The organism is Sphingomonas aliaeris, from assembly GCF_016743815.1.
Classification (GTDB): Bacteria; Pseudomonadota; Alphaproteobacteria; order Sphingomonadales; family Sphingomonadaceae; genus Sphingomonas; species Sphingomonas aliaeris.
In genome coordinates this window covers 1,457,766-1,483,699 of the sequence record NZ_CP061035.1, presented here as the reverse complement: position 1 = coordinate 1,483,699, position 25,934 = coordinate 1,457,766, and the positions used below count along the sequence as shown (strand labels likewise).

The 25,934-nt window shown below is 64.0% G+C and carries 23 protein-coding genes and 1 pseudogene; 16 read left to right on the top strand and 8 right to left on the bottom strand.

Annotated elements, in window-relative coordinates; all coding sequences use genetic code 11:
• Positions 1 to 59: 59 nt before the first annotated feature.
• Positions 60 to 1,271: a radical SAM family heme chaperone HemW gene (gene hemW, locus H5J25_RS06965; protein WP_202095310.1), complete on the top strand. Its 1,212-nt coding sequence runs from the start codon at positions 60 to 62 to the stop codon at positions 1,269 to 1,271.
• Positions 1,272 to 1,286: 15 nt separating this feature from the next.
• Here hemW and H5J25_RS06960 read toward each other — a convergent pair whose 3' ends face one another.
• Positions 1,287 to 2,468 carry a penicillin-binding protein activator gene (locus H5J25_RS06960; RefSeq protein ID WP_225883405.1) on the bottom strand — a complete coding sequence of 394 codons (1,182 nt, stop codon included), beginning with the start codon at positions 2,466 to 2,468 and terminating at the stop codon, positions 1,287 to 1,289.
• 31 nt (positions 2,469 to 2,499) lie between these two features.
• Between H5J25_RS06960 and rsmI the strand changes: the two genes are divergently transcribed.
• The 4 genes from rsmI (at position 2,500) to H5J25_RS06940 (ending at position 5,777) form a co-directional block, all read left to right on the top strand.
• The gene (rsmI, locus tag H5J25_RS06955; RefSeq protein WP_202095308.1) at positions 2,500 to 3,372 is read left to right on the top strand and encodes a 16S rRNA (cytidine(1402)-2'-O)-methyltransferase; all 873 of its coding nucleotides are present in this window, start codon (positions 2,500 to 2,502) and stop codon (positions 3,370 to 3,372) included.
• A 214-nt stretch (positions 3,373 to 3,586) separates the two neighbouring features.
• A complete protein-coding gene (locus H5J25_RS06950; protein ID WP_202095307.1) occupies positions 3,587 to 3,961 on the top strand; it encodes a YraN family protein in 375 nt (124 codons plus the stop codon).
• A 73-nt stretch (positions 3,962 to 4,034) separates the two neighbouring features.
• Positions 4,035 to 4,985 carry a glutathione synthase gene (gshB, locus tag H5J25_RS06945; protein WP_202095306.1) on the top strand — a complete coding sequence of 317 codons (951 nt, stop codon included), beginning with the start codon at positions 4,035 to 4,037 and terminating at the stop codon, positions 4,983 to 4,985.
• A 186-nt stretch (positions 4,986 to 5,171) separates the two neighbouring features.
• Positions 5,172 to 5,777 carry a DedA family protein gene (locus H5J25_RS06940; RefSeq protein WP_202095305.1) on the top strand — a complete coding sequence of 202 codons (606 nt, stop codon included), beginning with the start codon at positions 5,172 to 5,174 and terminating at the stop codon, positions 5,775 to 5,777.
• On the opposite strand, the gene H5J25_RS06935 is transcribed toward H5J25_RS06940, so the two are convergent.
• Positions 5,749 to 6,255: a GAF domain-containing protein gene (locus H5J25_RS06935; RefSeq protein ID WP_225883404.1), complete on the bottom strand. Its 507-nt coding sequence runs from the start codon at positions 6,253 to 6,255 to the stop codon at positions 5,749 to 5,751. The genes H5J25_RS06940 and H5J25_RS06935 overlap by 29 nt on opposite strands.
• 54 nt (positions 6,256 to 6,309) lie before the next feature.
• Positions 6,310 to 7,194, bottom strand: coding sequence for a tyrosine recombinase XerC (locus H5J25_RS06930; RefSeq protein WP_202095304.1), 885 nt, complete (start codon positions 7,192 to 7,194; stop codon positions 6,310 to 6,312).
• A gap of 164 nt (positions 7,195 to 7,358) precedes the next feature.
• On the opposite strand from H5J25_RS06930, the gene H5J25_RS06925 reads away from it, so the two are divergent.
• From H5J25_RS06925 to H5J25_RS06915, 3 genes are all read left to right on the top strand, one after another.
• Positions 7,359 to 8,822 carry a diguanylate cyclase domain-containing protein gene (locus H5J25_RS06925; RefSeq protein WP_202095303.1) on the top strand — a complete coding sequence of 488 codons (1,464 nt, stop codon included), beginning with the start codon at positions 7,359 to 7,361 and terminating at the stop codon, positions 8,820 to 8,822.
• An 82-nt stretch (positions 8,823 to 8,904) separates the two neighbouring features.
• Entirely contained in the window at positions 8,905 to 11,076 is a 2,172-nt protein-coding gene (locus H5J25_RS06920; protein WP_202095302.1) for a primosomal protein N', read from the top strand.
• Positions 11,077 to 11,148: 72 nt separating this feature from the next.
• Positions 11,149 to 12,657, top strand: coding sequence for a S1C family serine protease (locus H5J25_RS06915; protein WP_202095301.1), 1,509 nt, complete (start codon positions 11,149 to 11,151; stop codon positions 12,655 to 12,657).
• A 34-nt stretch (positions 12,658 to 12,691) separates the two neighbouring features.
• On the opposite strand, the gene ada is transcribed toward H5J25_RS06915, so the two are convergent.
• The 3 genes from ada to H5J25_RS06900 are packed head-to-tail and all read right to left on the bottom strand — an operon-like array spanning position 12,692 to position 14,934.
• Positions 12,692 to 13,735, bottom strand: a complete 1,044-nt coding sequence (gene ada, locus H5J25_RS06910) for a bifunctional DNA-binding transcriptional regulator/O6-methylguanine-DNA methyltransferase Ada (RefSeq protein ID WP_202095300.1) — start codon at positions 13,733 to 13,735, stop codon at positions 12,692 to 12,694.
• A 59-nt stretch (positions 13,736 to 13,794) separates the two neighbouring features.
• Positions 13,795 to 14,472, bottom strand: a complete 678-nt coding sequence (locus H5J25_RS06905; RefSeq protein ID WP_202095299.1) for a dienelactone hydrolase family protein — start codon at positions 14,470 to 14,472, stop codon at positions 13,795 to 13,797.
• A gap of 27 nt (positions 14,473 to 14,499) precedes the next feature.
• Positions 14,500 to 14,934, bottom strand: coding sequence for a MarR family winged helix-turn-helix transcriptional regulator (locus H5J25_RS06900; RefSeq protein WP_202095298.1), 435 nt, complete (start codon positions 14,932 to 14,934; stop codon positions 14,500 to 14,502).
• A gap of 220 nt (positions 14,935 to 15,154) precedes the next feature.
• Here H5J25_RS06900 and H5J25_RS06895 point away from each other — a divergent pair, with 220 nt between their 5' ends.
• The 7 genes and pseudogenes from H5J25_RS06895 (at position 15,155) to H5J25_RS06865 (ending at position 23,346) form a co-directional block, all read left to right on the top strand.
• A complete protein-coding gene (locus tag H5J25_RS06895; protein WP_225883501.1) occupies positions 15,155 to 15,703 on the top strand; it encodes a F0F1 ATP synthase subunit delta in 549 nt (182 codons plus the stop codon).
• An 11-nt stretch (positions 15,704 to 15,714) separates the two neighbouring features.
• A complete protein-coding gene (gene atpA, locus H5J25_RS06890; protein WP_202095296.1) occupies positions 15,715 to 17,244 on the top strand; it encodes a F0F1 ATP synthase subunit alpha in 1,530 nt (509 codons plus the stop codon).
• A gap of 13 nt (positions 17,245 to 17,257) precedes the next feature.
• Positions 17,258 to 18,142, top strand: a complete 885-nt coding sequence (locus H5J25_RS06885; RefSeq protein ID WP_202095295.1) for a F0F1 ATP synthase subunit gamma — start codon at positions 17,258 to 17,260, stop codon at positions 18,140 to 18,142.
• Positions 18,143 to 18,191: 49 nt separating this feature from the next.
• Entirely contained in the window at positions 18,192 to 19,721 is a 1,530-nt protein-coding gene (gene atpD / locus H5J25_RS06880) for a F0F1 ATP synthase subunit beta (RefSeq protein WP_225883403.1), read from the top strand.
• 122 nt (positions 19,722 to 19,843) lie between these two features.
• Positions 19,844 to 20,095 carry an ATP synthase F1 subunit epsilon gene (locus H5J25_RS06875; RefSeq protein ID WP_202095294.1) on the top strand — a complete coding sequence of 84 codons (252 nt, stop codon included), beginning with the start codon at positions 19,844 to 19,846 and terminating at the stop codon, positions 20,093 to 20,095.
• A 157-nt stretch (positions 20,096 to 20,252) separates the two neighbouring features.
• A complete protein-coding gene (locus H5J25_RS06870; protein WP_202095293.1) occupies positions 20,253 to 21,746 on the top strand; it encodes an ArnT family glycosyltransferase in 1,494 nt (497 codons plus the stop codon).
• 57 nt (positions 21,747 to 21,803) lie between these two features.
• Positions 21,804 to 23,346 (top strand): annotated as a pseudogene (locus tag H5J25_RS06865) (CpaF family protein).
• 60 nt (positions 23,347 to 23,406) lie between these two features.
• Here H5J25_RS06865 and H5J25_RS06860 read toward each other — a convergent pair.
• A complete protein-coding gene (locus tag H5J25_RS06860) occupies positions 23,407 to 23,742 on the bottom strand; it encodes a DNA primase (RefSeq protein ID WP_202095292.1) in 336 nt (111 codons plus the stop codon).
• Positions 23,743 to 23,840: 98 nt separating this feature from the next.
• Complete coding sequence (locus H5J25_RS06855) at positions 23,841 to 25,001, bottom strand: multidrug effflux MFS transporter (protein WP_225883500.1); 1,161 nt, start codon at positions 24,999 to 25,001, stop codon at positions 23,841 to 23,843.
• A gap of 200 nt (positions 25,002 to 25,201) precedes the next feature.
• Here H5J25_RS06855 and H5J25_RS06850 point away from each other — a divergent pair, with 200 nt between their 5' ends.
• On the top strand, positions 25,202 to 25,591 hold the full coding sequence (locus tag H5J25_RS06850; protein ID WP_202095290.1) for a DUF3597 domain-containing protein: 390 nt from the start codon (positions 25,202 to 25,204) through the stop codon (positions 25,589 to 25,591).
• Positions 25,592 to 25,934: the final 343 nt, after the last annotated feature.

Here is a 25,934-nt window from a genome sequence, read left to right as displayed (position 1 = left end):
GCACTCTATCAGACGCGCCGTCTTCCATCGACGCCCCCATGCGCGCATAGCGCGCCCCGATGATCACTGCTCAAGCGCAAACTAACGACGCCTCCCCAGCAGCACCTGCTAGCGAGCCAGCACCGCCGCTCGCGCTCTACGTGCACTGGCCATTCTGTGTTTCGAAATGCCCGTATTGCGACTTCAACAGTCATGTCCGCGACTCCGTCGATCAGGCGGCGTGGCGGGCGGCGCTGCTGACGGATCTGGCGCATGAGGCTCGATTGACGCCGGGGCGCCGGTTGGGATCGATCTTCTTCGGCGGCGGCACACCGTCCCTGATGCCGCCCGAGACGACTGCGGCCATCATTCGTGCGGCGGGGGATGCGTGGGGATTCACCGACGATATCGAAATCACGCTGGAGGCCAATCCGTCTTCGGTCGAGGCCGCACGCTTCGCCGATATCGCCCGCGCGGGCGTAAACCGCGTGTCGCTGGGGCTACAGGCGCTGGACGATGACGCGCTGCGGTTCCTGGGACGGGCGCACGGCGTGGACGAGGGACTGGCGGCGCTGGACACTGCACAGGCGGCGTTTGCGCGAGTCAGTTTCGACCTGATCTATGCGCGACCCGGCCAGACGCTGGCGGCCTGGGATGCGGAACTGGCGCGGGCTTTGTCGTTCGGGACCGAACATCTGTCGCTGTATCAACTGACGATAGAGCCGGGCACCCGCTTCGCGACCGAGGCGGCGGCGGGCCGTATCGTCATCCCGGACGGCGACAGCGCAGCCGACCTTTTCGAGGCGACAAGAGCCGCGACCGCGGCGGCGGGGTTGCCTGCTTATGAAATCTCGAACCATGCGCGGATCGGTTCCGAAAGCCGCCACAACCTCGTCTATTGGCGGTATCAGGACTATCTCGGCATCGGACCTGGCGCACATGGGCGACGCGGCGGTCTGGCGACGGTGCGTCGCAAGAAGCCGGAAAACTGGATGGCCGCGATCGCGCGCAACCAGCACGGCATGCAAGTAGAGGAACCGCTCGCGCCGCATACCCGCGCGACCGAGGCGTTGCTGATGGGTCTGCGGCTGCGTGAAGGCGTTGATCTTGCGAGGATCGCGCGGATCGGTCGGACGCGCATTCCGGATCTGGTCGATCTGCCGGCGCTGGCGAAGCTTGCCGATCAGGGGCTGGCGGTGCGCGACGGCGATCGGCTGGCGGTCACCGAAGCGGGTATGATCCTGCTCGATGCGATCCTGCCGATCGTGGTGCGGACGCCGCCGACCGAGTGACCCCGGCCACGCGGCCTATTTCGCGAAGCCGGTCGGGGCGGGCGAAACGACCACAGTCGCTCCGCCGCGGATTTCCTGAACTTCCAGCGCCCGCTCGGCGATATTGTCCCGACCGAAGCGGAATGCGCCGTCGATCCCGCCGAACCCGCCACGATCCTTCAGCCGGTCTTCCGGGAAGGCCGTGCCGACGGTCCAATCGCGAGCGATGCGAACGGTCAGCAACACCGCGTCATAGCCGAGGCTCGACAGGCGGAATGGTGCGCTGCCGAAGCGCGCGCGATATTTGGCGGCATATTGGCGATAGAGATTGTCGGGCACGCTGGCGAACCACGCGCCGTTCATCGCCGGCTTGCCATTGATCGACGCATCCGAATTCCACAATTCGGTGCCAAGCACGCGCGCGGAACCCCCACCATTCCTGCGCAACAGCGGAACGGCCGCCGCTGCGTTGTTCGCGCCATCCGCGATGAGTACGGCCTGATAGGGCGAGGTCTGCCCCATGCGTGTGATCGCGGCGCTGATCGATCCCGGCGCGCGATCGTAGGTCTGTAGCGCGACCACCTGTCCGCCCGCACCCTCGACCGCGCGAAGGAAGGACGTGGATGCGCGTTCGCCGTACAGACCGTTCGGGACGAGGCCCGCGAAACTCGACATGCCCTGCCCCCGCGCATAATCGACGACCCGCGTGATCGACTGGCCCGGGACATAGCCCATCAGATAGGCGCCATTCCCCGCCGCGCTCGCATCGTTGGAGAAGCTGACCACCGGCACGCCGGATCGCCGTGCGACGGGAGACACCGCCTTGACGTCCTCCGCCAGCAACGGCCCCAGGATCAGGCGATTGCCATCGTCGATGGCCCGCTGCGCCGCATTGGCAGCACCGAGCGCCGCCGTATCGTAGGTCGTGATACGGAGACGTTCGTTATTGGTGTCGAGCAAGGCAAGCTGCGTCGCGTTCGAAATGCTCTGTCCCACGCCCGCGTTCGATCCGGTCAACGGAACCAGCAAGGCGATGCGGTGGCGCGCGGTGTCCGTCGGGATACCGGGATCGATCCGCGCGGGTCCGCTCTGCTGCGGACGCGTCGGTTGCGGACCGACGGACGGCGCGGGTCCGCGCGGAACCACGGTCTGGCAAGCGCCCAGAACCAGAGCCGCCGCGACCGGCATCAGCCGAATGAAACTCACGCGGCCGATCATGCCCCGTTGCGGTATCGATAAGCCCTCTGCCATGACACTTCCCATGATTAACGCCGAACTCGTGCCCGGTCTTGCACCCGGCCTGTATATCGTCGCCACCCCGATCGGCAATCTCGGCGATCTCTCGCCGCGCGCCGCCGAGGTGCTCTCCGGTGCTGCCGTGATCGCGGTAGAGGATAGCCGGGTGACCGCCAAGCTATTGAATCACATCGGTATCAAGCGGCCGATGACTCCGTATCACGATCACAATGCCGAAAGCGTGCGCCCCGGCCTGATCGCGCGCATGAGCCGCGAGGCGGTGGCTTTGGTATCGGATGCCGGAACCCCCTTGATCTCCGATCCGGGCTATAAGCTGGTCCGCGATGCACGCGCGGCCGGGCATCTGGTGGTGACGATCCCTGGGCCCTGTGCAGCGATCGCGGCGCTGACATTGGCGGGGCTGCCGACCGACCGCTTCCTGTATCTCGGTTTCCTGCCCCCGAAGGCGGCGGCGAAGGCAACGGCCATTCGCGAAGTCGCAGGCGTGCGGGCGACGTTGGTTTTGTACGAATCCGGACCCCGTCTGGGTGCCACGCTCGCCACGCTGGCCGCGGAACTCGGCGATCGCGATGCCGCCGTGACCCGCGAGATCACCAAGCGGTTCGAGGAAGCGGTAACGGGTTCGCTATCCGATCTGGCGGCGCGCTACGCCGACGCGCCGCCCAGGGGAGAGATCGTCATCGTCATTGCCCCGCCCGGTGAGCCGGAAGCGGCGAGCGCGGACGATGCCGATACCGCGCTGGCCGAGGCTCTGACACGATTGTCGACCGGTCAGGCGGCAAGCGAAGTGGCGAAGAAACTCGGGGTGGATCGCAAGGCGCTGTACGCCCGCGCGCTGGAGTTGAAGGGGAGCGGGCAAAGCTGAAAACAAAACTCCCCTCCCTGCAAGGGAGGGGCTGGGGGTGGGTCGCGTCCGGGCGATACGGTAAGCTCAGGGTGTTCGGCACCAGTATGGCCCGGTCTCCACCCACTTCCCGACCCCTCCCTTACAGGGAGGGGAGCAGAATACGGCGTGGTAGCAACCGACTGAACGATCATTACGCTTGCGGATCGACCGCCACATCAGCAATCAGGCTGGCATGCCAAGCCCCACCCGGAGTACCGCACAACGCCGCGTTGCCGAAGCCACCGGACGCCGGGGTGAGCGGCTCGCCGGATGGTGGCTGCGACTGAAAGGCTGGCGCATCCTCGATCGCCGCGTGCGTACTCCTGCGGGCGAGGTCGACCTGATCGCCCGCAAGGGGAATCTGGTCGCATTCGTCGAGGTAAAAACGCGCAAGACCGCCGCCGAACTGGATTTTGCGATCGACGAACGACGTCTCGCGCGCGTGGCCGCGGCGGCAGAGATATTGATGCCGGTCTATGCCGGACCCGGCGACGACATCCGCGTCGACGTGATCCTGATCGCGCCGGGCGTCCGCCCGCGACACATAGAGAATGCCTGGATCGGATAGGGCAAACGGCCCAAGCGACGTGACAATCCCCCTGCCCGTCCCTACCTCCGCCTCAACAACCGAGGACATTTCCATGCCGCTGACCGTCGCCGTCCAGATGGATCCAATCGAGTCGATCAACATCGCAGGCGATTCCACGTTCGCGCTGATGCTGTCCGCACAGGCGCGCGGGCACCGGCTGTACCATTACGCCGCGGAAGACCTGAACTACGCCGATGGCCGGGTATGGGCGAAGGCGTATCCGGTTACCGTTCAGCGCGTCGTGGGCGATCATTTCTCGTTCGGCGAAGCTGTCAGTCTCGATCTCGGCGACGAGGCGGATGTCGTGCTGATGCGGCAGGACCCGCCCTTTGATCTCGGCTATATCACCGCGACGCATCTGCTCGAACGGATCGCGCACAAGACATTAGTCGTCAACGATCCCGCCAGCGTCCGGAACGCGCCGGAGAAGGTCTTCGTCCTCGACTATCCGCAATTCATGCCGCCGACCCTGGTGACCCGCAGTCTCGAAGAGGCTCGTGCGTTCCTGGCGAAGCACGGCGAGATCGTGATCAAGCCGCTGCACGGCAATGGCGGCAAGGCGATCTTCAAAATCGGGGCGGACGGCGCGAACCTGTCCGCACTGATCGAGGTGTTCAACATGACGTGGCGTGAGCCGCACATGATCCAGGCTTTCCTTCCCGATGTCGCGATGGGCGACAAGCGCATCGTGCTGGTCGATGGCGCAGTGGTGGGCGCGATCAATCGGCTGCCCGGCGAAGGCGAAATCCGGTCCAACCTCGCGGTCGGTGGTTCGGCGGTTAAGACCGAACTGACGGAAGACGAACGCAACATCTGCGCCGTGCTTGGCCCGGAACTGAAGAAGCGCGGGCTACTGTTCGTCGGGATCGACGTGATCGGTGGCAAATGGCTGACGGAAATCAACGTCACCTCGCCCACCGGACTGGTGGCGATCGACCGGTTCGACGGCGTTGATACCGCGGCGATGATCTGGGAGGCGATCGAGGGGAAGGTCGATCGGTAAGGGACCGGTCTTCGGACTGCGGTGGGGCCAGGCGCCGAAGTCGCGGGACCTCCTTCGGGTGACCCCCGGAACGAGTCCGAAGGGACGGTGTTTGATGCGATACGCGTCTCGCGCGTAGTCGTTGTCATCGCGAGCCTTCTTCCGCTTCCAGCCCGCGGCCTGCACGCCCCACGATCGAACGGACCCATGACCGACATCATCGTCAACTTCATCGCATGGGGCGGCTACTTCGGTATTTTCCTATTGATGGCGGTCGAGAATATTCTTCCGCCCATACCGTCCGAAGTGATCATGGGGCTTGGCGGAATAGCCGTTGCGCGCGGACAGATGGAGATCTTTCCGTTGATCGCCGCGGGGACGATCGGGACCGTCGGAGGCAACTTCTTTTGGTATGAACTTGGCCGACGCGTCGGATATAAGAGGTTCAAGCCGCTGGTCGATCGATACGGCCGCTGGGCCGCTGTCGAGTGGGCGGATGTCGAGCATATCCACGACTTCTTCCGGCGCCGCGGGCAATGGGTGATCTTCGTGTTCCGCTTCATGCCGGCATTCCGGACGATCATCTCGCTACCGGCCGGCATGGCGCATATGCCCCGGTGGAAATTCGCTGTCTGGACGGCGGGCGGCAGTACGATCTGGAACTGCGTGCTGGTCGGCGCGGGCTATTATCTCGGCAGCAATTTCCAGCAGCTCGACCGTTATGTCGGTCCCGCCTCGATCGCGGTTATCGTGCTGATGCTGGGCCTGTACGGCTGGCGCGTGCTTACGTGGAAACCACGCGACCAGAGGTAAATGAATCGAGTTCGCGCGCTATCGTGCGGGCGAAACCGTCGATCGCATCGCGTACCTTGCTGAGGCTCGTTTCGCGCGGCGCCGGGTCGATCGCGCATAAGGTGCCGAAAAAGCTGCCGTCCTCCCGAATGATCGGCACCGAGATATAGCTTTTGAAGCCGTACATGATCGGCGTCGGGTGTGTGTTCCACGCCGGTTCCTGCCCGACATTGTCGATCAGCACCCCTTTGTGGTCGGACCGTATCTCGTCGCAGATGGTCGTCCGAACTTCCAGTTCGTCGCCGGCATCCAGGCCGAACCCGATATCGTCCTGCACCTGGCATGCGATCCACCGGTCCTCGGTCACGCGCGCGACGGCCGCGAAGCCCATGCCGGTCAGGCGGCAGACGTCGGAGAGAAGGGCTTTTATCGTATCGATACGTTGCACGCGGGCGATGTCGGCAAGCAGATCGGGATCGAGCGGGAGAGAAGAGGTCACGATCTCACCTTTCACCCGCAAATCGTTACGGCGTCAACCGATCCTTGGCGGGGGTCAGGCTCGCGGATGCGCGTTGCGATAGACGTCCATCAGGAGCGCAGCGTCCACCGCGGTGTAGATCTGCGTCGAGCTGAGCGAGGCATGACCGAGCAATTCCTGAAGCGACCGCAGATCGGCACCGCGTCCGAGCAGGTGAGTCGCAAAGCTGTGGCGCAAGGCGTGCGGCGTCGTGCGCTCCGCGAGCCCCAGCCGCCCGCGCGCCGCCCGAACAGACCGCCGTATGATCGCGGCATCCAGCACGCCGCCCTTCGCCCCCCGAAACAGCGGATCGGTACGCGTGATCGGCCAGGGGCATAGTCGCACATACGCTTCGATCCCGTTGCGAACCTGCGGCAATAACGGGACAATGCGGGTCTTCGCACGCTTGCCGGTGACGCTGAGTGTTTGCCCAAGCGGCAGGATTGATCCGGTTAACGCCAACGCCTCGCCAATACGAAGGCCCGCGCCGTACAGCAGCATCAACACCGCCCAATCGCGTGCGGCGATCCAGGGTTCGGCTGCGACATCGGCGATATCCTCCGTCAGCGCGACGGCTTCGTCCGGCGAGATCGGCCGCGGTACGCCCTTCTTGACGCGCGGCCCCTTCAGCCGCGGCGTCGCGCCCTCGCCTGCTGCGAATCCGAGAAAATTGCGCACCGCCGAAAGTTCGCGCGCCGCGGATGAATTGCCCAGCCCCCCTGCGCGCCGAAACGCCAGATAGGCACGCAAGTCGCTCGCATCGATACGGCCGAGCCGATCCGCTACGACCGCCTCGCCCCAATGTTCGCCGAGGAACGCGGCGAGACGGTGCGCCGTCGCCACATAAGCGCGCACGGTATGCGCCGAACGCCGGCGATTTTGCGCAAGGTGATCTGCCCAGGCGAGGATAAGTGTCTGCATCGCCCATTCCTCCTAACGAGCCGGACCGATGGAAGCGAGGACCTACGCCCAGCCGAAGCAACGCCGTTCGGCCAATCGGAATTTTTTCAAAATCCTGCGTTAAGCCGTTCTAGCTTGATACAGATAAAGACGAGTTGTTAATGCGGTTCGCTTATCACCCTGGCATGACCCCGCTGACTGAAATGCCCCCGCTTCATCCCACCGACGAGGATCGCCGCCTTGCCGCCTTGCAGGCGATTACGCTGCTCGACTCGGAACCCGAAGGTGCCTTCGATGCGCTGGTCGCCCTGACCGCGCAGCGTTTTGATTGCCCGGTTTCGATGCTGAACCTGATCGATCGGGACCGCCAATGGGTGAAGGCGAAGGTCGGGACCGACATCACCGAAACCGACCGCGAGGTGGCGTTCTGCGATCATACGATCCGGGGCAGCGAACCGATGGTCATCGAAGATGCGACGCTCGACACCCGGTTCGCGGCGAACCCGCTGGTCACGGGCGGCCCCAAGATACGTTTTTATGCCGGTGCGCCGATCCACGTTACGGACGATCATGGCCGGCACGCGATCGGTACCTTGTGCCTGATCGATGCCAAGCCGCGCACGATGACGCAGGAGCAGGTCGATGCGCTGGCGCATGTCGCCATCATCATCGAAACATTGATTTCCTCGCGTGCGGCGGCGCTCGAGGCGATTGCGATCGCCGAAGCCGTACAGGCGCAGGCGCGGCAGCTGCGCCGGCAGGAAACCGTCTTCCGGCAGGTCGAGCGGATGACAATGATCGGATCGTGGCGGCTCGACTTGCAGACCGAGTCCGTCACCTGGTCGGACGGGGTTTACCGCATCCACGAACTGGGCCCGGGGGAACAGCCCAACCTGCATGGGGCACTGGACTTCTATCCGCCACGCGACCGGGCGGCGATAACGGAAGCGCTGACCGGGACGATCGAGACCGGGACACCCTATGAGATCGAAGTCGATTTCATCACCGCGAAGGGCAAGCGCCGCCGCGTCCGCAGCCGTGGCGAACTGGAAATCGATAACGGTAGCGCCGTGGCGGTGGTCGGCGTCTTCCAGGACGTCACAGATCGGCACCGCGTGGAACGCAAGCTGCGCGAATCCGCTAGTACCGACGAGGTGACCCAAATTGCCAACCGCGCCGAGTTCAACCGCGTGCTTGAGGCAGAATTGCAGGCCGCGCGCAGGGGCAAACCCGTCGTGTTGGCGTTGATCGACCTGGACGATTTCAAGACCACGAACGACACGTTCGGACACGTCGCCGGCGACGACGTTCTTCGCGCAGTCGGCCAGCGGCTACGCGCGCCTTATCTGAAAGGCAGCTTCGCCGCACGGCTGGGCGGCGACGAATTCGCTCTGCTGCTGACCGATCCGGAACTGGTCGCTGACGCTCCCGCCGTTATCGGTACGTTGCTTGAACTGCTGAAGACGCCGGTCCAGTCACGCGACGTGCTGCTTCCGGTGTCCGGAACGATCGGGTCGGCCCGCCCCGGTCCGGGAGCGGAAACGGTACGCGACCTGATGCACGCCGCTGATATTGCCTTGTACACCGCCAAACGAAACCGTCGCGGTACGGCGCACGCCTATGTTCCGCCTGCTTTGGCTGCGGGCTGAGACGTGATCGAAGAGGTATCGATCTCGGCCAAAGGGTCAACCTCCCTTTCCTCTAGGCGTGTGCGCCGCCATATGCACGCTCATGTCCTCCCGCGCCCGTGTCCTGGTGATGAACTCCGCGCTCGGCCCGCTCGATTACCGCGTGCCGCACGGCATGGCCGTCGAGCCGGGGTCGATCGTCGTCGCGCCACTGGGGCCGCGCCAGTTGATGGGCGTGGTTTGGGAAGCGGATCGGATGCCGTCCGATGCGGAAGTCGGCGACAATCGGCTGCGCAACCTGATGGGCGTCATCGACACGCCGCCTATCGCCAAGCCGCTGCGCCGGCTGGTCGAATGGACGGCCGACTATTACCTCGCGCCGCCCGCCGCCGTGGTACGCATGGCCATGCCGTCAAACTCAGCGCTGGAGGGCACCAAGACGATCACCGAGTATCGCGCAACAGGTGAGGTTCCGGCGCGCCTGACGCCGCAACGGGAGCAGGCGCTGGAGCGGATCGGCGTGCGACAGGGGTTGATCCGCGAACTCGCCGCAGTTGCCGACGTGTCCGACGCGGTGATCCGCGGTCTCGTAAAAGCGGGTGCGCTGGAGGCGGTCCAGGTCGATATCGACAGCCCCTATCCCATGCCCGACCCCAAGTTTGCGCAGCCCGCCCTTTCCCCGGATCAGCGCGCGGCGGCGAGCGTGCTCGTCGCCAACGTCGCGGCGCATGAGTTCCAGCCGACTTTGCTCGACGGCGTGACCGGTTCGGGCAAGACCGAAGTGTATTTCGAGGCGGTGGCGGAGGCGATCCGGCAAGGTCGCCAGACTTTAGTCCTGCTACCCGAGATCGCGCTGACCGAACCGTTCCTGCAGCGCTTCACCGCGCGCTTCGGCTGTGCGCCGGTCGCGTGGCATTCGGGCCTTCGCCAGTCGGAGCGCCGCCGGGCGTGGCGCGCGATCGCCACCGGACAAGCGTTGGTCACGGTGGGGGCGCGGTCCGCATTGTTCCTGCCCTATGCCAATCTGGGGCTGATCGTGATCGACGAGGCGCACGAGACTAGCTTCAAACAGGAAGACGGCGTCCATTATCACGCTCGCGACGTGGCGGTGATGCGCGGCAAGTTCGAGCGCGTGCCGGTCATCCTCGCCTCCGCCACACCGGCGATCGAGACGCGGCAGCAGGTCGCGAGCGGGCGCTATGCCGAACTGAAGCTGCCCGGTCGCTGGGGCGCGGCGGAGATGCCCGCGATCGAGGCGATCGACCTGATCCAGGATCCGCCGGAGCGTGGCCGGTGGATCGCCCCCCGGCTGGTCAAGGCGATGGGCGAGACGCTGGAGCGGCGCGAGCAGGTCCTGCTGTTTCTCAACCGGCGCGGCTATGCCCCGCTCACCCTGTGCCGGACGTGCGGGCATCGGTTCCAGTGTCCGAACTGCACCGCCTGGATGGTCGAGCACCGGCTGATCGCGCACATCACCTGCCACCATTGCGGCCATGCCGAACCTACGCCACGAGCTTGCCCCGAATGCGCGAACGAGGATACTTTGGTCGCGGTCGGGCCGGGGGTGGAACGCATCGCCGACGAGGTGAAATTGCTGTTCCCGGAAGCGAAGACCGCGGTCGTCACGTCCGATACGATCTGGTCGCCGGCAAAGGCTGCGGAGTTCGTCGCGCGAATGGAGGCGCATGATATCGACATCGTCGTCGGCACGCAGTTGATCACTAAGGGCTATCACTTCCCGAACCTGACCCTGGTCGGCGTGATCGACGCCGATCTGGGGCTGAACGGCGGCGATCTGCGCGCAAGCGAGCGGACATTCCAGCAGATCATGCAGGTCGCCGGGCGCGCCGGGCGCGGCGAGAAGCCGGGGCATGTCTATATCCAGACGCACAGTCCGGACGCGCCCGTGATGCGCGCGTTGATCACCGGCGACGCCGATGCATTCTACGCCGCCGAAACCGAAAGCCGACGGGAAGCCAATGCCCCGCCTTTCGGGCGCTTCGCCGGCATCGTCGTGTCTTCGGAGGACAAGGCCGCAGCGTATGAAACCGCGCTGGCGATCGGGCGCTCCGCCCCGCAGGTGGAAGGGATGGAAGTCTATGGCCCCGCCCCCGCCCCGCTCGCCATGCTGCGTGGTCGTCACCGCTTCCGCCTGCTGGTCCACGCCAGGCGCGCACTCGACGTGCAGGACGTGATCCGGGCGTGGCTCGGCCAACTCGATTGGCCCGGCAAAGTCCGCGTCGCGGTGGATGTCGACCCGTACAGCTTCGTTTAGGATGGCGCGGGCGGACGGGAGGGCGATATGCCGTACTTGCCCGTTAATTGGCCGATCGCTAGCGATGATACGATGACCCGTCTGCTCCTTTCGCTCCTGCTGCTCCTCGGCAGTATCTGCCCTGCCTATGCCGACGACATATCCGCCTCCGCGCGTAGCGTCGTGCGGGTCGTGACGGTGGCGGTGGTGGATGACGAGGTCGTCGGCTTCGGGCATGGCAGCGGCTTCGCGGTCGCGCCGAACCGGATCGTGACCAATGCGCATGTCGTCGACCTCGCAGCGCGCTATCCCGACAATGTCGTGATCGGCATCGTGCCGTCGGAAGGCAGCCGGTCGTATCAGGGCAAGGTAATTGCGATCGACACGCAGCGCGATCTGGCGCTGATCGAATTCAGCGGCGTCAGGCTGCCGATGCTCGCTCTCTATACCGGGCCGGTCGATGAAGGCAGTTCTGTGACCGCGCTTGGTTATCCTGGGAATGTCGACATGGCCACGGCACGGTCGGCGGCGGACTATATCAGGCCCTTGTCGCCGATCCGGTCGGAAGGCGTATTTTCCGGGCGGCGCACGCTGTCGGATGTCGAGGTTCTGCTGCACACGGCAGGGATCGCGCGAGGCAATTCCGGCGGCCCTTTGCTCGATCCCTGCGGCCGTGTCGTCGGGGTCAACTCTGCACTGACGCGGGGAGAGGACGGGGACACGAGTTTCGGCTTCGCGATCGCGGATACGGAATTGGCGTCATTCCTGCGCAACGCTAAACAGACGTTCGCCGGGGTGGGCACGGCGTGCACGAGCATTGCCGAGCAATTGAAGCTGGACAGCGACGCGGATGCGCTTGCCGCAGCGGATGCGCAGAAAGCGAAGCTGGAGGCGACAAGCCTCGCCGCTACGGCCCGCGACAAGGCGATGGTCGCGGCGCGTGACCGGGCACAGCGCGCGCGCGAGAACTTTATCGCGGTGTCGGTCGGATTGCTCGTCCTCGGCATGCTTGCGGCGGGCGGTGCGGCAATGCTGGAACTGCGCGGCTTGCGCCCTTGGGCGTTCGGCGTCGCGGCGGTCGGGGCGATCGCTCTGGTCGGTGCACTCGTCGTATTCGTGATGCGGCCGGCGGGCGAGCCGGTCCTCCCGCCGGTGATCCCCGAACCCACCACCTCCGCCGTCAGCAGCACCTCCGCCATCGGACCGATGGTCTGCACGGTCGTGCCCAATCGCAGCCGCATCACCGTATCCTCGCTGGAGGATGTGAAACTCGACTGGGGCACCGCGGGCTGCATGAACCGGCGGACGCAATATGCGGAGAATGGCAGCAAGTGGGACCGCATCCTCGTACCCGCCGAAGAGCAGACCGTGTCCGTCCTGCAATTCGATCCGGCGACGCGGATCTACTCCGTCGCGCGCTATCTGTTGTCCGCAGCCCAGATGGAAGCCGTGCGCAAGGTACGGTCGCAAGTGTCGTTGAAGGCATGTTCCTCGGACATTGCTGCGCGTGCGAACCTGTCATCGCAGCAGGCGGCCATTCGCGCGACGCTGCCCCCGCTGCCGAACGAGAAGATCGTCTATTCGTGCAAGCCAGCGCCCTGATCCGCGATGCGACTGGTGGAGTAGCGTCGGCGGATCACTCGCCTTTCTCTCGCAGCAGCAACGCCGACTTGCGATCGGTACCATAAGCATAGCCACCCGTGCTGCCGTCGCCGCGCAACACGCGATGACACGGCACGGCCACCGCGACGGGGTTGGCAGCGCAGGCGCTGCCCGCCGCGCGCACCGCACCGGGTTTGCCGATTGCCGCGGCGAGTTCGGCATAGGATCGCGTCTCGCCCGAAGGGATGCGGCGGAGCGCCTGCCAGATCGCCTCCTGAAATGCCGTACCCTGAACGTCGATCGGCAAGTCGCGGTCACGTGAGGGAGATTCTACGCTCGCTACGACGCGTCCTGCCAGATCCGCGAGCGCTTCGCCGCCCGGCACGATATCGGCCTTGGGGAAGCGCGAGCGTAACGCGGTTTCGTCCTCATCGAAAGATACCCGGCATAGCCCCTTGTCCGTCGCCGCGATCAGCATCGGGCCGAGACTGGTCGTAGCAATCGTCCAGCGGATCGTGACGCCCGCCCCGCCATTCCGCCACACGCCCGGAGTCATCCCGAGACGCCTGGCGCCGTCCTCGTAGAAACGGCTTGGCGCGGAATAGCCCGCTTCGTAGATCGCCGCCGTCACGCTGATGTCGCCATCCAGCGCGGTGGCGGCGCTGCGTGCTTTTAGGCCACGGGCATATTCCGCGGGCGTGACTCCCGTAGCGCGTTTGAACAGACGGTGGAAATGGTGCGGGGCGTATCCCACTGCCGCGGCCAGCGCGTTCAGCCCGATCACATCCTTCGCCGTCTTAAGCATTTCGACTGCGCGCGCGACCGCGACCCGGTCCCGCCCGACCTCATCCGGCTTGCAGCGCAGGCAAGCGCGATACCCGGCCGCGCGTGCCGCCGTCGGATCGGCATGAAAGGACACGTTCTCGCGCTTCGGGTGCCGCGCCGGGCAACTTGGCTTGCAGTAAATTCCGGTGGTTCGAACCCCGACGATAAACCGACCGTCGAAGCTTCGGTCACGCGCCTCGAACGCGGCCCAGGCGATATCCGCGTCGATGTCAGTGTCGGGATGTTCGATCATGTCCCGGTCCTAGTCGTGCCGCTCGCCCTCAGCATCCCGCGCTTTGCGGCCAAAAGCGATCAGCCGCCATTGGCCCGAAACAACTCCAGCGTCCGCGCCTTGGCAAGGTCGCAGCTTTCCTCGTGGAAATCCTTGCGCCGGTCCGAATTGAACCCGTGTCCCGCCTCGTAGACATAGACGGTGGCGTTCGGATGATCGGCCGCGATCACCTTCTCGACGCCCTCCATCGGGATGCCGGTATCGTGCTGCCCGAAATGCAGGATGACGGGGACTTTCGGCACTTCATCGGCCGCGCCCGGGACAAGGCTGCCATAATAGCTGCTCGCCGCCGCTACACCGTGGAGGCGCGTCGCCGCGAACCAGGCGACCGACCCGCCATAGCAATAGCCGACCACGAACACCGGACCCTTTGACTGCAATGAATCGACGCAGGTCTGAACATCCTTGAGGCTCAGATCGAAGGGATGAATCTCTCTTGCGAGTTCGACGGCGCGCGCGAAATCAGGGCCGGTATAGCCGGCTTCGAACCCCGGATGCTCGCGATCGAACAGCGCGGGCGCCAATACCTCATACTCGTCGGCCGCATATTCCTCCGCCATCTCGCGGATGTGGTCAGTTACGCCGAAGATTTCCTGCACCAGCACAACGCCACCGCGCCGCTGGCCTTCGGGTTGCGCGTGATAGACCGAAACTTCGGCTCCGTCCGACATCGTCATCGTTTCGAATGCGCCAGCCATGCCTCTCTCCTCTTATACTGCGCTTGGCTAACGGGCGGGCGGACGCCCGGCAAGCTTGGCCAGCGCCGATTCCAGTACGGCACGTTCGCGACTCGACAGTCTCGCAAACAGTGCGGCATCGCTCTCCGCCCCCGTTTTCGCCAGTTCGGGCACGAGCAGCGCGCCGGTGCCCGTCAGCCCGATGATCTGGATACGCCGATCGCCGCCCCCGCCCCGGCCGCGCACCAGTAACCGCTTCGCCACCAGCCGATCGACGAGTTTTGATACGGCGCCGCGGGTGAGGCCCAACCGTTCGGCAAGGCGGGTCTGCGGCACCGCGCCTGCCGCATGGAGATCGCGCAACAACAGCCATTCCGCCGCGGTCACACCCTGCGAGGCGACCGCACGCGTTAGCGACTGATGCGCGACGCTGGCAGCCAGCCGAAGGTCATGGGCGAGATCCGCATCGGACGAGGCAGGCATAGTGGCTTCCGCTGCTGGAAATACCTCCAATGCACCCTGACATGTTTCCAAGTCAACCAACGGCCCGTCCCGGCTTGCATCTCGGGCGGCCCGATGCTAACCGCCCGGCAACCCATCGGGAGGTGCTGTACCGGCGCCTCTTTTTCATATGGGCATCTGTTTGGTTTACGGGGAATTGGATCGCGTGGAGACTTCCAGCGGTAATATCGGCGGCGCCAATTTGGGCAGCGGCATCCAGGCCAGCTTGAGCGGCCGTTATGCCACCGCGCTGTTCGAACTTGCCGCCGATGCGCATGCGATCGACATGGTCGAGGCCAGCCTGACCCGCGTCCGCGCCGCGATCGACCAGTCGGACGAGTTCGCCGCGCTGATTGCAAGCCCGGTCGTCTCGCGGGCCGACGCGGCCAAGGCGGTCGCCGCCGCTGCCGAGATGATCGACGTGGACGACACGACCACGAAGTTCCTTGGCGTCCTGGCGCAGAACCGCCGCCTGTCGGAATTGCCAGCGATCATCCGCGCGTTCCGTGCGCTCGCCGCCAATCACCGTGGCGAGACGACCGCCGAGATCGTTTCCGCACACCCACTGACCGACGATCAGGTCGATGCGCTGAAGCAGCAGCTTCGCGCTCGCGTCGGTCGTGAAGTCGCCGTCGACCTTTCGGTCGACCCCTCCCTGCTTGGCGGGCTGGTCGTGAAGATCGGTTCGCAGATGATCGATTCGTCGATCAAGACCCGTTTGAACTCCCTCGCGCACGCGATGAAAGGCTGAAGGCTAGAATCATGGATATCCGCGCCGCTGAAATCTCGAAGGTCATCAAGGACCAGATCGCTTCGTTCGGTTCCGAGGCCCAGGTCTCCGAAACGGGCCAGGTGCTGTCGGTCGGCGACGGCATCGCGCGCATTCACGGACTGGACAACGTCCAGGCCGGCGAAATGGTCGAATTCGCCAATGGCGTTCAGGGCATGGCGCTGAACCTCGAAGCCGATAACGTCGGCGTCGTGATCTTCGGATCGGACAGCGAGATCAAGGAAGGTGACGTCGTCAAGCGCACCGGCACGATCGTCGACGTTCCCGTCGGCAAGGGCCTGCTCGGCCGCGTCGTTGATGGCCTTGGCAACCCGATCGACGGCAAGGGCCCGATCGTTTCGGATCAGCGCAGCCGCGTCGAAGTCAAGGCCCCGGGTATCATCCCGCGCCAGTCGGTGTCGGAGCCGATGCAGTCGGGCCTCAAGGCGATCGACGCACTCGTTCCCGTCGGCCGCGGCCAGCGCGAACTGATCATCGGCGATCGCCAGACCGGCAAGTCCGCCGTCGCGATCGACACGTTCATCAACCAGAAGACGGCCAACCAGGGCACGGACGAATCGAAGAAGCTGTATTGCGTGTATGTCGCAGTCGGCCAGAAGCGCTCGACCGTCGCACAGCTCGTCCGCACGCTGGAAGAGAATGGCGCGATGGAGTATTCCATCGTCGTCGCCGCTACCGCTTCGGAGCCCGCTCCCTTGCAGTTCCTCGCGCCCTACACCGGTACTGCGATGGGCGAATATTTCCGTGACAACGGCATGCACGCCCTGATCGTGTTTGACGATCTGTCTAAGCAGGCCGTTGCCTACCGCCAGATGTCGCTGTTGCTGCGTCGTCCGCCGGGTCGCGAAGCTTATCCGGGCGACGTCTTCTATCTCCACTCGCGCCTGCTGGAGCGTGCGGCGAAGATGTCGGACGCGAACGGCGGCGGATCGCTGACCGCACTGCCGATCATCGAAACGCAGGCCGGCGACGTGTCGGCCTACATTCCGACCAACGTGATTTCCATCACCGACGGCCAGATCTTCCTTGAAACCGATCTGTTCTTCGCCGGCATCCGTCCCGCGATCAACGTCGGCCTGTCGGTCTCGCGCGTCGGTTCGGCGGCACAGACCAAGGCGATGAAGAAGGTGTCCGGCTCGATCAAGCTGGAGCTGGCCCAGTATCGCGAAATGGCTGCGTTCGCGCAGTTCGGATCGGATCTCGATGCCTCGACGCAGAAGCTGCTCAACCGCGGCGCACGCCTGACGGAACTGCTCAAGCAGGCCCAGTTCTCGCCGATGCCGTTCGAAGAGCAGACCGCTTCGATCTTCGCCGGTACGCAGGGTTATCTGGATGACGTGCCCGTCGACGCCGTCGTTCGCTACGAGCAGGCGATGCTGGCCGATCTGCGCGCAAACCATTCGGGCGTACTCACCAAGATCCGCGACACGCGCGATCTGGGCGACGAAGCGAAGTCCGGTCTGAAGGCGGCACTCGACGCGTTCGCCAAGACCTTCGCGTAATTAAGGGCGTTCGATGGCCAGCCTGAAGGCACTCAAGGTACGGATCAACTCGGTCAAATCGACCCAGAAGATCACCAAGGCGATGAAGATGGTCGCCGCCGCGAAGCTGCGCCGTGCGCAGGAAGCGGCGGTCGCCGGCCGTCCCTATGCCGAGCGTCTGGAAGCGGTGATGGCATCGCTCGCGTCCAAGGTCAGCGTTTCCGAATCCTCGCCCAAGCTGCTTGCGGGTACGGGTCGGGACCAGACGCATCTGATCATCGTCGCGACGTCCGAGCGCGGCCTTGCGGGTGCGTTCAATTCGAACATCGTCCGCGCGGCGCGCAAGAAGGCGGTCGAGTTGGAAGCGCAGGGCAAGACGGTGAAGTTCTATATCGCCGGCAAGAAGGGCCGCGTGCTGAAGCGCTTCTACCCGACCCAGATCGCACACGATCACGAGATGAGCCAGATCAAGAAGCTGGCCTTCAGCGACGCGCGCGAGATCGCCGACGACGTGGCACAGCGTTTCTTCGCCGGTGAATTCGACATCGCGCATCTGTTCTACGCGCGCTTCCAGTCGGCTTTGGTCCAGGAACCGGTTGGTCGCCAGATCATCCCGGTCGCGATCTCGGCCAATGCCGAAACGTCGCAGAAGACAGGCGCCGAAGCGGCCGTGACGTACGAGCCAGACGAGGAATCGATCCTGGCTGATCTGTTGCCGCGGAACATCGCGATCCAGATCTTCCGTGCGCTGCTGGAAAACGCCGCCTCGGAACAGGGCAGCCGCATGACCGCGATGGATAATGCGACGCGCAATGCCGGTGACATGATCAAGCGGTTGAGCATCCAGTACAACCGTGCTCGCCAGGCCGCGATCACGACCGAACTGGTAGAAATCATCTCGGGCGCCGAAGCGCTCTAAACACATCCTGCGCGTCAGCGCGTTAGATATTCGAAGCAAGGACAAGCACATGGCAACCGAAGCCCCGATTGCAGAAAAGCCCGCCCGCAAGCCACGCGCTGCCAAGCCCGCCGCCGGCGACACCTCGCCCGCGCTGGTGACGTCGAACAATGTCGGCCGCATCAGTCAGGTCATCGGCGCCGTCGTCGACGTGACCTTCAACCAGGGCCAGCTGCCGGCGATTCTCGCGGCGCTGGAAACCAGCAACAACGGCGCCAAGCTGGTACTCGAAGTCGCGCAGCATCTGGGCGAGAACACGGTTCGCACGATCGCGATGGACTCGACCGAGGGCCTGACCCGCGGCCAGACCGTCACCGATACGGGTTCGCAGATCCGCGTACCGGTCGGCCCGATGACGCTGGGCCGCATCCTGAACGTCATCGGCGAGCCGATCGACGAGCGTGGCCCGGTCGGTCACACCGACACCGCGCCGATCCACGCATCGGCTCCCGCCTTTGTCGACCAGTCGACCGAGAGCGCGATCCTGGTCACCGGCATCAAGGTCATCGACCTGCTCGCGCCGTATGCGCGCGGCGGTAAGATCGGCCTGTTCGGCGGCGCGGGCGTCGGCAAGACGGTTCTGATTCAGGAGCTGATCAACAACATCGCAAAGGGTCACGGCGGCGTGTCAGTGTTCGCCGGCGTCGGCGAGCGTACCCGCGAAGGTAACGATCTGTATCACGAATTCCTCGATGCCGGCGTCATCGCGAAGGATGCGGACGGCAACCCGACCCCCGAGGGTTCGAAGGTGGCGTTGGTATTCGGCCAGATGAACGAGCCGCCCGGCGCCCGCGCACGCGTCGCGCTGTCGGGTCTGACGATGGCGGAATATTTCCGCGACGTCGAAGGCCAGGACGTGCTGTTCTTCGTCGACAACATCTTCCGCTTCACGCAGGCGGGCGCGGAAGTTTCGGCACTGCTCGGCCGTATTCCGTCGGCCGTGGGCTATCAGCCGACGCTGTCGACCGACATGGGCGCGCTGCAGGAACGCATCACCTCGACGAACAAGGGCTCGATCACCTCGGTTCAGGCCGTGTACGTTCCGGCCGACGATCTTACCGATCCGGCGCCTGCAACGTCCTTCGCCCACTTGGACGCGACGACCGTTCTCAACCGCGCGATTTCGGAGCTGGGCATTTACCCGGCGGTCGATCCGCTCGATTCGACGTCGCGCGTTCTGACGCCGGCCGTTGTTGGGCAGGAGCATTATGACACGGCACGCCGCGTTCAGGAAACGCTGCAGAAGTACAAGGCGCTGCAGGACATCATCGCCATTCTCGGCATGGACGAGTTGAGCGAGGAAGATAAGCTTACCGTCACGCGCGCGCGCAAGATCCAGCGCTTCCTGTCGCAGCCGTTCCACGTCGCCGAAGTCTTCACCGGCATCAGCGGCAAGTTCGTTGCGATCGAAGACACTGTGAAGTCGTTCAAGGCCGTCGTGGACGGCGAATATGACCACCTGCCGGAAAGCGCGTTCTACATGGTCGGCGGCATCGACGAAGCCGTCGCCAAGGCCGAGAAGATGGCGCAGGACGCCTGAGTTCAATCCCCCTCCCGCTTGCGGGAGGGGTTAGGGAAGGGACAGTCCGGACCGGATGATCTTCTTCCTGATAAGGCCCTCCCCCGACCCCTCCCGCAACCAGGAGGGGAGAGAGAATTGAAATGCTACACTTCGAACTCGTCACGCCAGAAAAGCTTGTCCGCAGCGAGGACGTGTACATGGTCGTCGTTCCGGGAACCGAAGGCGACTTCGGCGTGCTGGAAGGCCATGCCCCTTTGATGTCCACCGTCCGCGACGGCGCACTTTCGATCTATCGCAGCGAAAAGGGCGAGCCCGAGACGATCGTCATCATCGGCGGCTTTGCCGAGGTCAGTGAAACGGGGCTGACTGTCTTGGCGGAAAGCATCGGCTAACGAAGCCGATGCACGCGGGCGGACCTGACTCCACCTCGCGGATTATAGACAGAATTATCCTTAACTGAACGCTAACCGGGGCGCCGCCATAGATGCGGTGATGACGGTACAGTATACAGATTGGACGCCCGCTGCTTCCCGGGGTCCCCTTTCCGGCGTGGTCCGGCGCGAGTGGGTCTCTGCAGCCGGACTATTGCTTGCCGCCGCATTCTTTCTGCGGGGCTGGGAATTCGGCAATTCCATCAAGGGGCTGGACGAGCAATTCTACCTGCTGATCGGCGACCGCATGTGGTCGGGTGCCGTTCCCTATGTCGATATCTGGGATCGAAAGCCGATCGGCCTGTTCCTGCTGTTTGCCGGAATCCGGATGCTGGGCGGCAACGGCATCGTACAGGCCCAGATCGTAGCGACAGTATTCGCCGCGACGACCGCCTTCATCGTCTATCGTATCGCCCGACGGCATGTAGATAGCCTACCGGCGATTCTCGGCGGGATGACGTATCTTATCGGCGCGCACCTGCTTTGGGGCGGCAACACCCAGACGCCGGTCTTCTACAATCTCTTCATTGCTACCGCGGCGTGGCTCGTGCTGCAGACGGCACCAAGCCTGAACGCGCCCGGTGACCGCGGGCGCGCGACTGCCGCGATGCTGCTCGCCGGGCTGGCTATTCAGATAAAAACGAACGCCGCGTTCGAGGGCGGCTTTTTCGGCGTCTGGCTAGTTTGGCGCCTCTATCGCGCCGGCGCTCCGTTACCGCGAATTGCAACAATCGGAAGCTCGCTTGCGCTGACCGGGCTGTTTCCCACTCTAATCGCAGGCGCAAGTTACGCCGCGATCGGACATTTCGACGCCTGGTGGTTCGCCAATGCGGTATCGCAGCTTATCAAACACACAGATCATCACGCCGCGATGCTCCGGCTGGGCGAAACCACTGCGCTGGTCGCGCCCGTCATTCTTCTGGTCGCAATCGGCCTGTTACGGATGACCGACCAATTCAGCCGCTGGTCGTCCGACGCGCTTTTCCTCGGCGCATGGGCCGGCGTCTGCATGGTCGATGGCCTCGCGCTCGGTGGCTTCTGGGCGCATTACATGCTCCCACTGGTCATACCGGCGGCGATCCTTTCCGCGAGCGCCTATGCCACGCCCCGCTTCGGACTGCTCGGCTTCGCGATCTTCTCTACCTATCCGATCGTCGATGCCACCTTGCTCGATCACATCTCCGCGACAGACGAACGCGCCCATGCCGAAGCGACTGTCGCCGCAATCCCCGATGACGTCACGACCGAATGCATGTTCATCTATCAAGGTCCGGTCATCTATTATCATCTGAAGCACGCATGTGCGGTCACGAAGTTCATGTTCTCCGACCACCTGCGTTCCGCCGCGGAGGCCGATGCGCTTGGGGAAGACGCCTCAACGGCTTTGCGGTCGGCCCTGGCGAAGCGACCGGGCGTAATCCTCGATGTCGAGAATTCGCTGTGGAAGGAGCCGAACCGCACCAACAATGCGATCCTCGCGGCAGAACTGCGCCGCAACTACACCGCGACCGCGAGGCTCCCGCAAGAGCATCATCTTTCCGGCAAGGAATGGCTGATCGTTTGGCGTCGTAACGATCTGGTCTCGCGCGGTAATCGTCCGCGGAATGGTTAGTCAATTATCAAGCCTTCGGCCGTATCGCTTTGCGAAGAGTATGAGGAAATCAGCGGCATGAGTGCATTTGGGCGTCGACCCGGGGCCACGTCGGGGCTTGGAAACAGGCCCGCGTTCGGCGTTGCGCGCCCGATGCAGGGTGGCGGGACGATGCGCCCGGCCGAGCCCGAAGCAGGCGGCGAACAGTTTCCACCATTGCCGGTGCCGGGCGAAAGTTCTAACCCCCTCCCCCCGCCGCCGGGCAATACCGCCGGTGGTGCCAATCAGGATGCGCTGCAACGATTGCAGGATCGTCAGGCCACGTCTGGCGACGCCGGCAGTTCGAAGGTCGAGGGTTTCGAAAGCTCCGTTCACAAGATCAAGGAACAGGTGCTCCCGCGCCTGCTGGAGCGGGTCGATCCAGAGGCCGCCGCCACGCTCGACAAGGACGAACTGGCAGAAGAATTTCGCCCGATCATCGGCGAAGTTCTCGCCGAGCTGAAGCTGACGCTGAACCGCCGCGAACAGTTCGCGCTGGAAAAGGTGCTGGTCGATGAACTGCTCGGGCTTGGACCGTTGGAAGAATTGCTCAGCGATCCGACGATCACCGACATCATGGTCAACGGCCCCGACCAGACCTATGTCGAGCGCAAGGGCCAGCTCGTGCTCGCGCCAATCCAGTTCCGCGACGAGGAGCACCTGTTCCAGATCGCACAGCGTATCTGCAATTCGGTCGGTCGCCGCGTCGACCAGACCACGCCGCTGGCCGACGCCCGTCTGAAGGACGGATCCCGCGTCAACGTGATCGTGCCACCGCTGTCGCTTCGGGGCACGGCGATCTCGATTCTGTAAATTCTCCGACAAGCCGATCACGCTCGATATGATGGCGGGCTTCGGATCGATGAGCCCGAAGATGGCCACCGCGCTGAAGATTGCGGGCGCAAGCCGTTTCAACGTCGTCATTTCGGGCGGTACGGGTTCGGGCAAGACGACGATGCTGAATGCGCTGTCGAAGATGATCGACCCGGGCGAGCGCGTGCTGACGATCGAGGACGCGGCCGAACTCCGCCTGCAACAGCCGCACTGGCTGCCGTTGGAAACGCGACCCGCCAACCTCGAAGGTCAGGGCGAGGTCAGCATCCGTGATCTCGTCAAGAACGCTCTACGTATGCGTCCGGACCGTATCATCCTGGGCGAAATTCGTGGCTCCGAATGTTTCGACATGCTCGCGGCCATGAATACCGGTCATGACGGATCGATGTGTACGCTCCACGCCAACTCTCCCCGCGAGGCGCTCGCGCGTATGGAGAACATGGTGATGATGTCGGACATCAAAGTGCCGAAGGAAGCTATCTCTCGTCAGATCGCCGACTCGGTGGAACTGATCATCCAGGTGAAGCGCCTGCGTGACGGCTCTCGCCGGGTCACCAACGTCACCGAAGTCATCGGCATGGAAGGCCCGGTGATCGTCACACAGGAATTGTTCAAATTCGAATATCTGGACGAGGGTGCCGACGGAAAGATCATCGGCGAGTACCGCTCGATGGGTCTTCGCCCTTATACGCTGGAGAAGACCCGCCAGTTCGGGTTCGATCAGGCGTTCTTGGAAGCGTGCCTGTGAAGTAGCTTGGCACCCGGCACGCGTGCCCTACAGGCCGCGCGTGCCGTAGAACCGCCGTCACTAGGGACGCAGGGCGGTATCGTCGCGATCGGCGATTTCTTCGTCATCGACGTCGCCATCCTCGAAATCTTCCTGAAGGTCGTCTTCGTCGTCGTCATCCTCGTCGGCAACGTCTTCGTCGTCATCGACGCCGATCTCGTCGCTTTCCATTTCAAGGTCGTCCTCATCGCCATCTTCATCGTCGCCGACGTCTGGCGTCAGGTCCGTCAGGATCGTACCATCGGTGGGGCCGTCACGCGTGACCTCGAGTATCTCCGCGCGCTGGCTCTCGTCATAGCCATCCTCGTCGAAACCGTCGTCGCCCGTACCTTCGCCGGGGATTTGATAGCCGCCCATTACCATCGATCATCTCCATGCCCCGCCTGATCGCGGGGTTTCACGGACTCGAACACCGCGTGGTGCGTGGCGGTTCCGCCACGCTCCAACGATTCCGGCTATGCCGATCGAAACAGCCTGCCGCGTTCCGCCACCGCGACGATCAGGATGGCGATGCTGCCTGCAACGAAGAAGCCGACATAGAGTGGAACGGTCGTGCCGTCGAAGCTCTGACCGATCAGCGCGCCGATCAGCGCGCCGCCGGTGACGGTGATGAAGCCCTGAACGCTGGAAGCCGTTCCCGCGATATGCCCCATATTCTCCATTGCCATTGCGCCGAAGTTCGAAGTCGCCAGACCAAAGCAGCCCATCAACAGCGCCTGCAGGATCGCGAACGTCCATAACGTCTCGAATCCGCTCAGCGTCACGACGAGATGCACGGCGGCGAGCGCGATAAGCGCGATGAGAGCGGTATGCGAAATCCGGCGCGTGCCGACGCTGACGACGATGCGGGAATTGAGCAGATTGGCCACCGCCATCGTTCCCGCGGTGATCGCGAAAACCGGAACGAGCAGAGTGGGCCGGTGAAACGTATCGGCCAGGATCTGCTGGATCGAGTTGATATAGCCATACAGACCGCCGAGGAGGCAAGTCGATGCCAGCGTGTATCCGATCGACCAGCGATCGGTCAGCGCCAGCCGCATCCCCGATAACAGGAGCCCCGCGGACAGGGGCTGGCGATCCTCAACATGCTGCGTTTCCGGCATGCGGATCCAGAACCAGATCAGGATCACGGCGCTGACCCCGGCGATGCCCCAGAAGATCAATCGCCAGTTGCCGAACTGGAGAACCGCCATCCCGAAGGCTGGAGCGATGATGGGTGCCGCCATGAAGACGATGAAGGCGAGGCTCATCACGCGCGCCATTGCGCGTCCGGAATAACAATCGCGAACCAGCGCAACCGTAACGACGCGCGACGCGGCGATCGCGGTGCCGCCAACGAACCTCGCGATCAGCAACAGGACGAAGCTGCCGGAAAAAGCGGCGACGACGTTCGCGACGACATAAGCGGCGAGTGCTATTCCCAGCACGGGCTTGCGACCGAAACGGTCGGCGAGTGGCCCGTGCACGAGCTGCGCGACCCCGAAGCCGATCAGGAACGCGGTGATCACGAACTGGCGTTCGTTGGCCGTAATGACATTCAACGAATGGCCGATGGCCGGCAGTGCGGGCAGCATGGAGTCGATGCCGAGCGCGGTCAGCGCCATCAGCGCCGCGATAAGCGCAACGAATTCGCGAAAGCCGAGTGGAGGCGTATCTTTGGGGCGGTCGTCGATTTGGGGGGCGGGGTGGTCATGTCATGGCGCTCTTCGCAGATGCAGCACGGGCCGTCACCCCTCTACAGTGTCGGGGCTCGAGCGTCGCGGGAACGTACCGGGTTGCCAACGATTACAGCTACCCACAACAAAGGAGACGGACGATGAGCGTATTCGGCGCGATCAAAGATGCGATTTTCGGTAGCGACGACAAGCCGGCAGCGACCCCTTCGGCCGCTTCTCCCGCACCCGCACCAACGGCAGCAGCACCCGCCGCCCCTACCGCCGCCCCCGCTCCGGCACCGGCCGCGCGGCCCGCGCCAACCCGAGAAGCAATCGAGGCCGTGCTCGAGGATCGTGCAAAGGCGCGCGGCGAGACGTTGAACTACAAGACTTCGATCGTCGACCTGATGAAGGCGCTGGGCACCGATTCCAGCCTGGAAAACCGCAAGAAGCTGGCGGGTGAACTTGGCTATACCGGAGATACGAACGACAGCGCGGCGATGAACATTTGGCTGCACGAGAAGACGATGGAACGTCTGCTACGTCCTTGATGAGCCGGTGAGTTCCTAATTCGATCGACTTCCAGCCGGATGTCGATCGATTTCCCGGACCTATCAGAAAATCGAAATGCTGAAGATCACCGTGGACGCTGAAAATTTTATATGATCGGCGTCCACCTTTATCCCGGATCTATCGTCAGCGGGATGACCATGATTGCTGCAGAATGCGGCGCTCTTGGGGAAACAGCCGCCTAGTTAAGCTGGCTTAGGAGGCCCGCCCGGACGTCGTCCGTACTTAGTCTTCGACGCCAGGGTGACATCGGGGTTCAAACCGCAGAGAACGGGTCAAGCGGAACGCGTATAGAAAAGATATCGAGCTGGATTGCGCACTCGT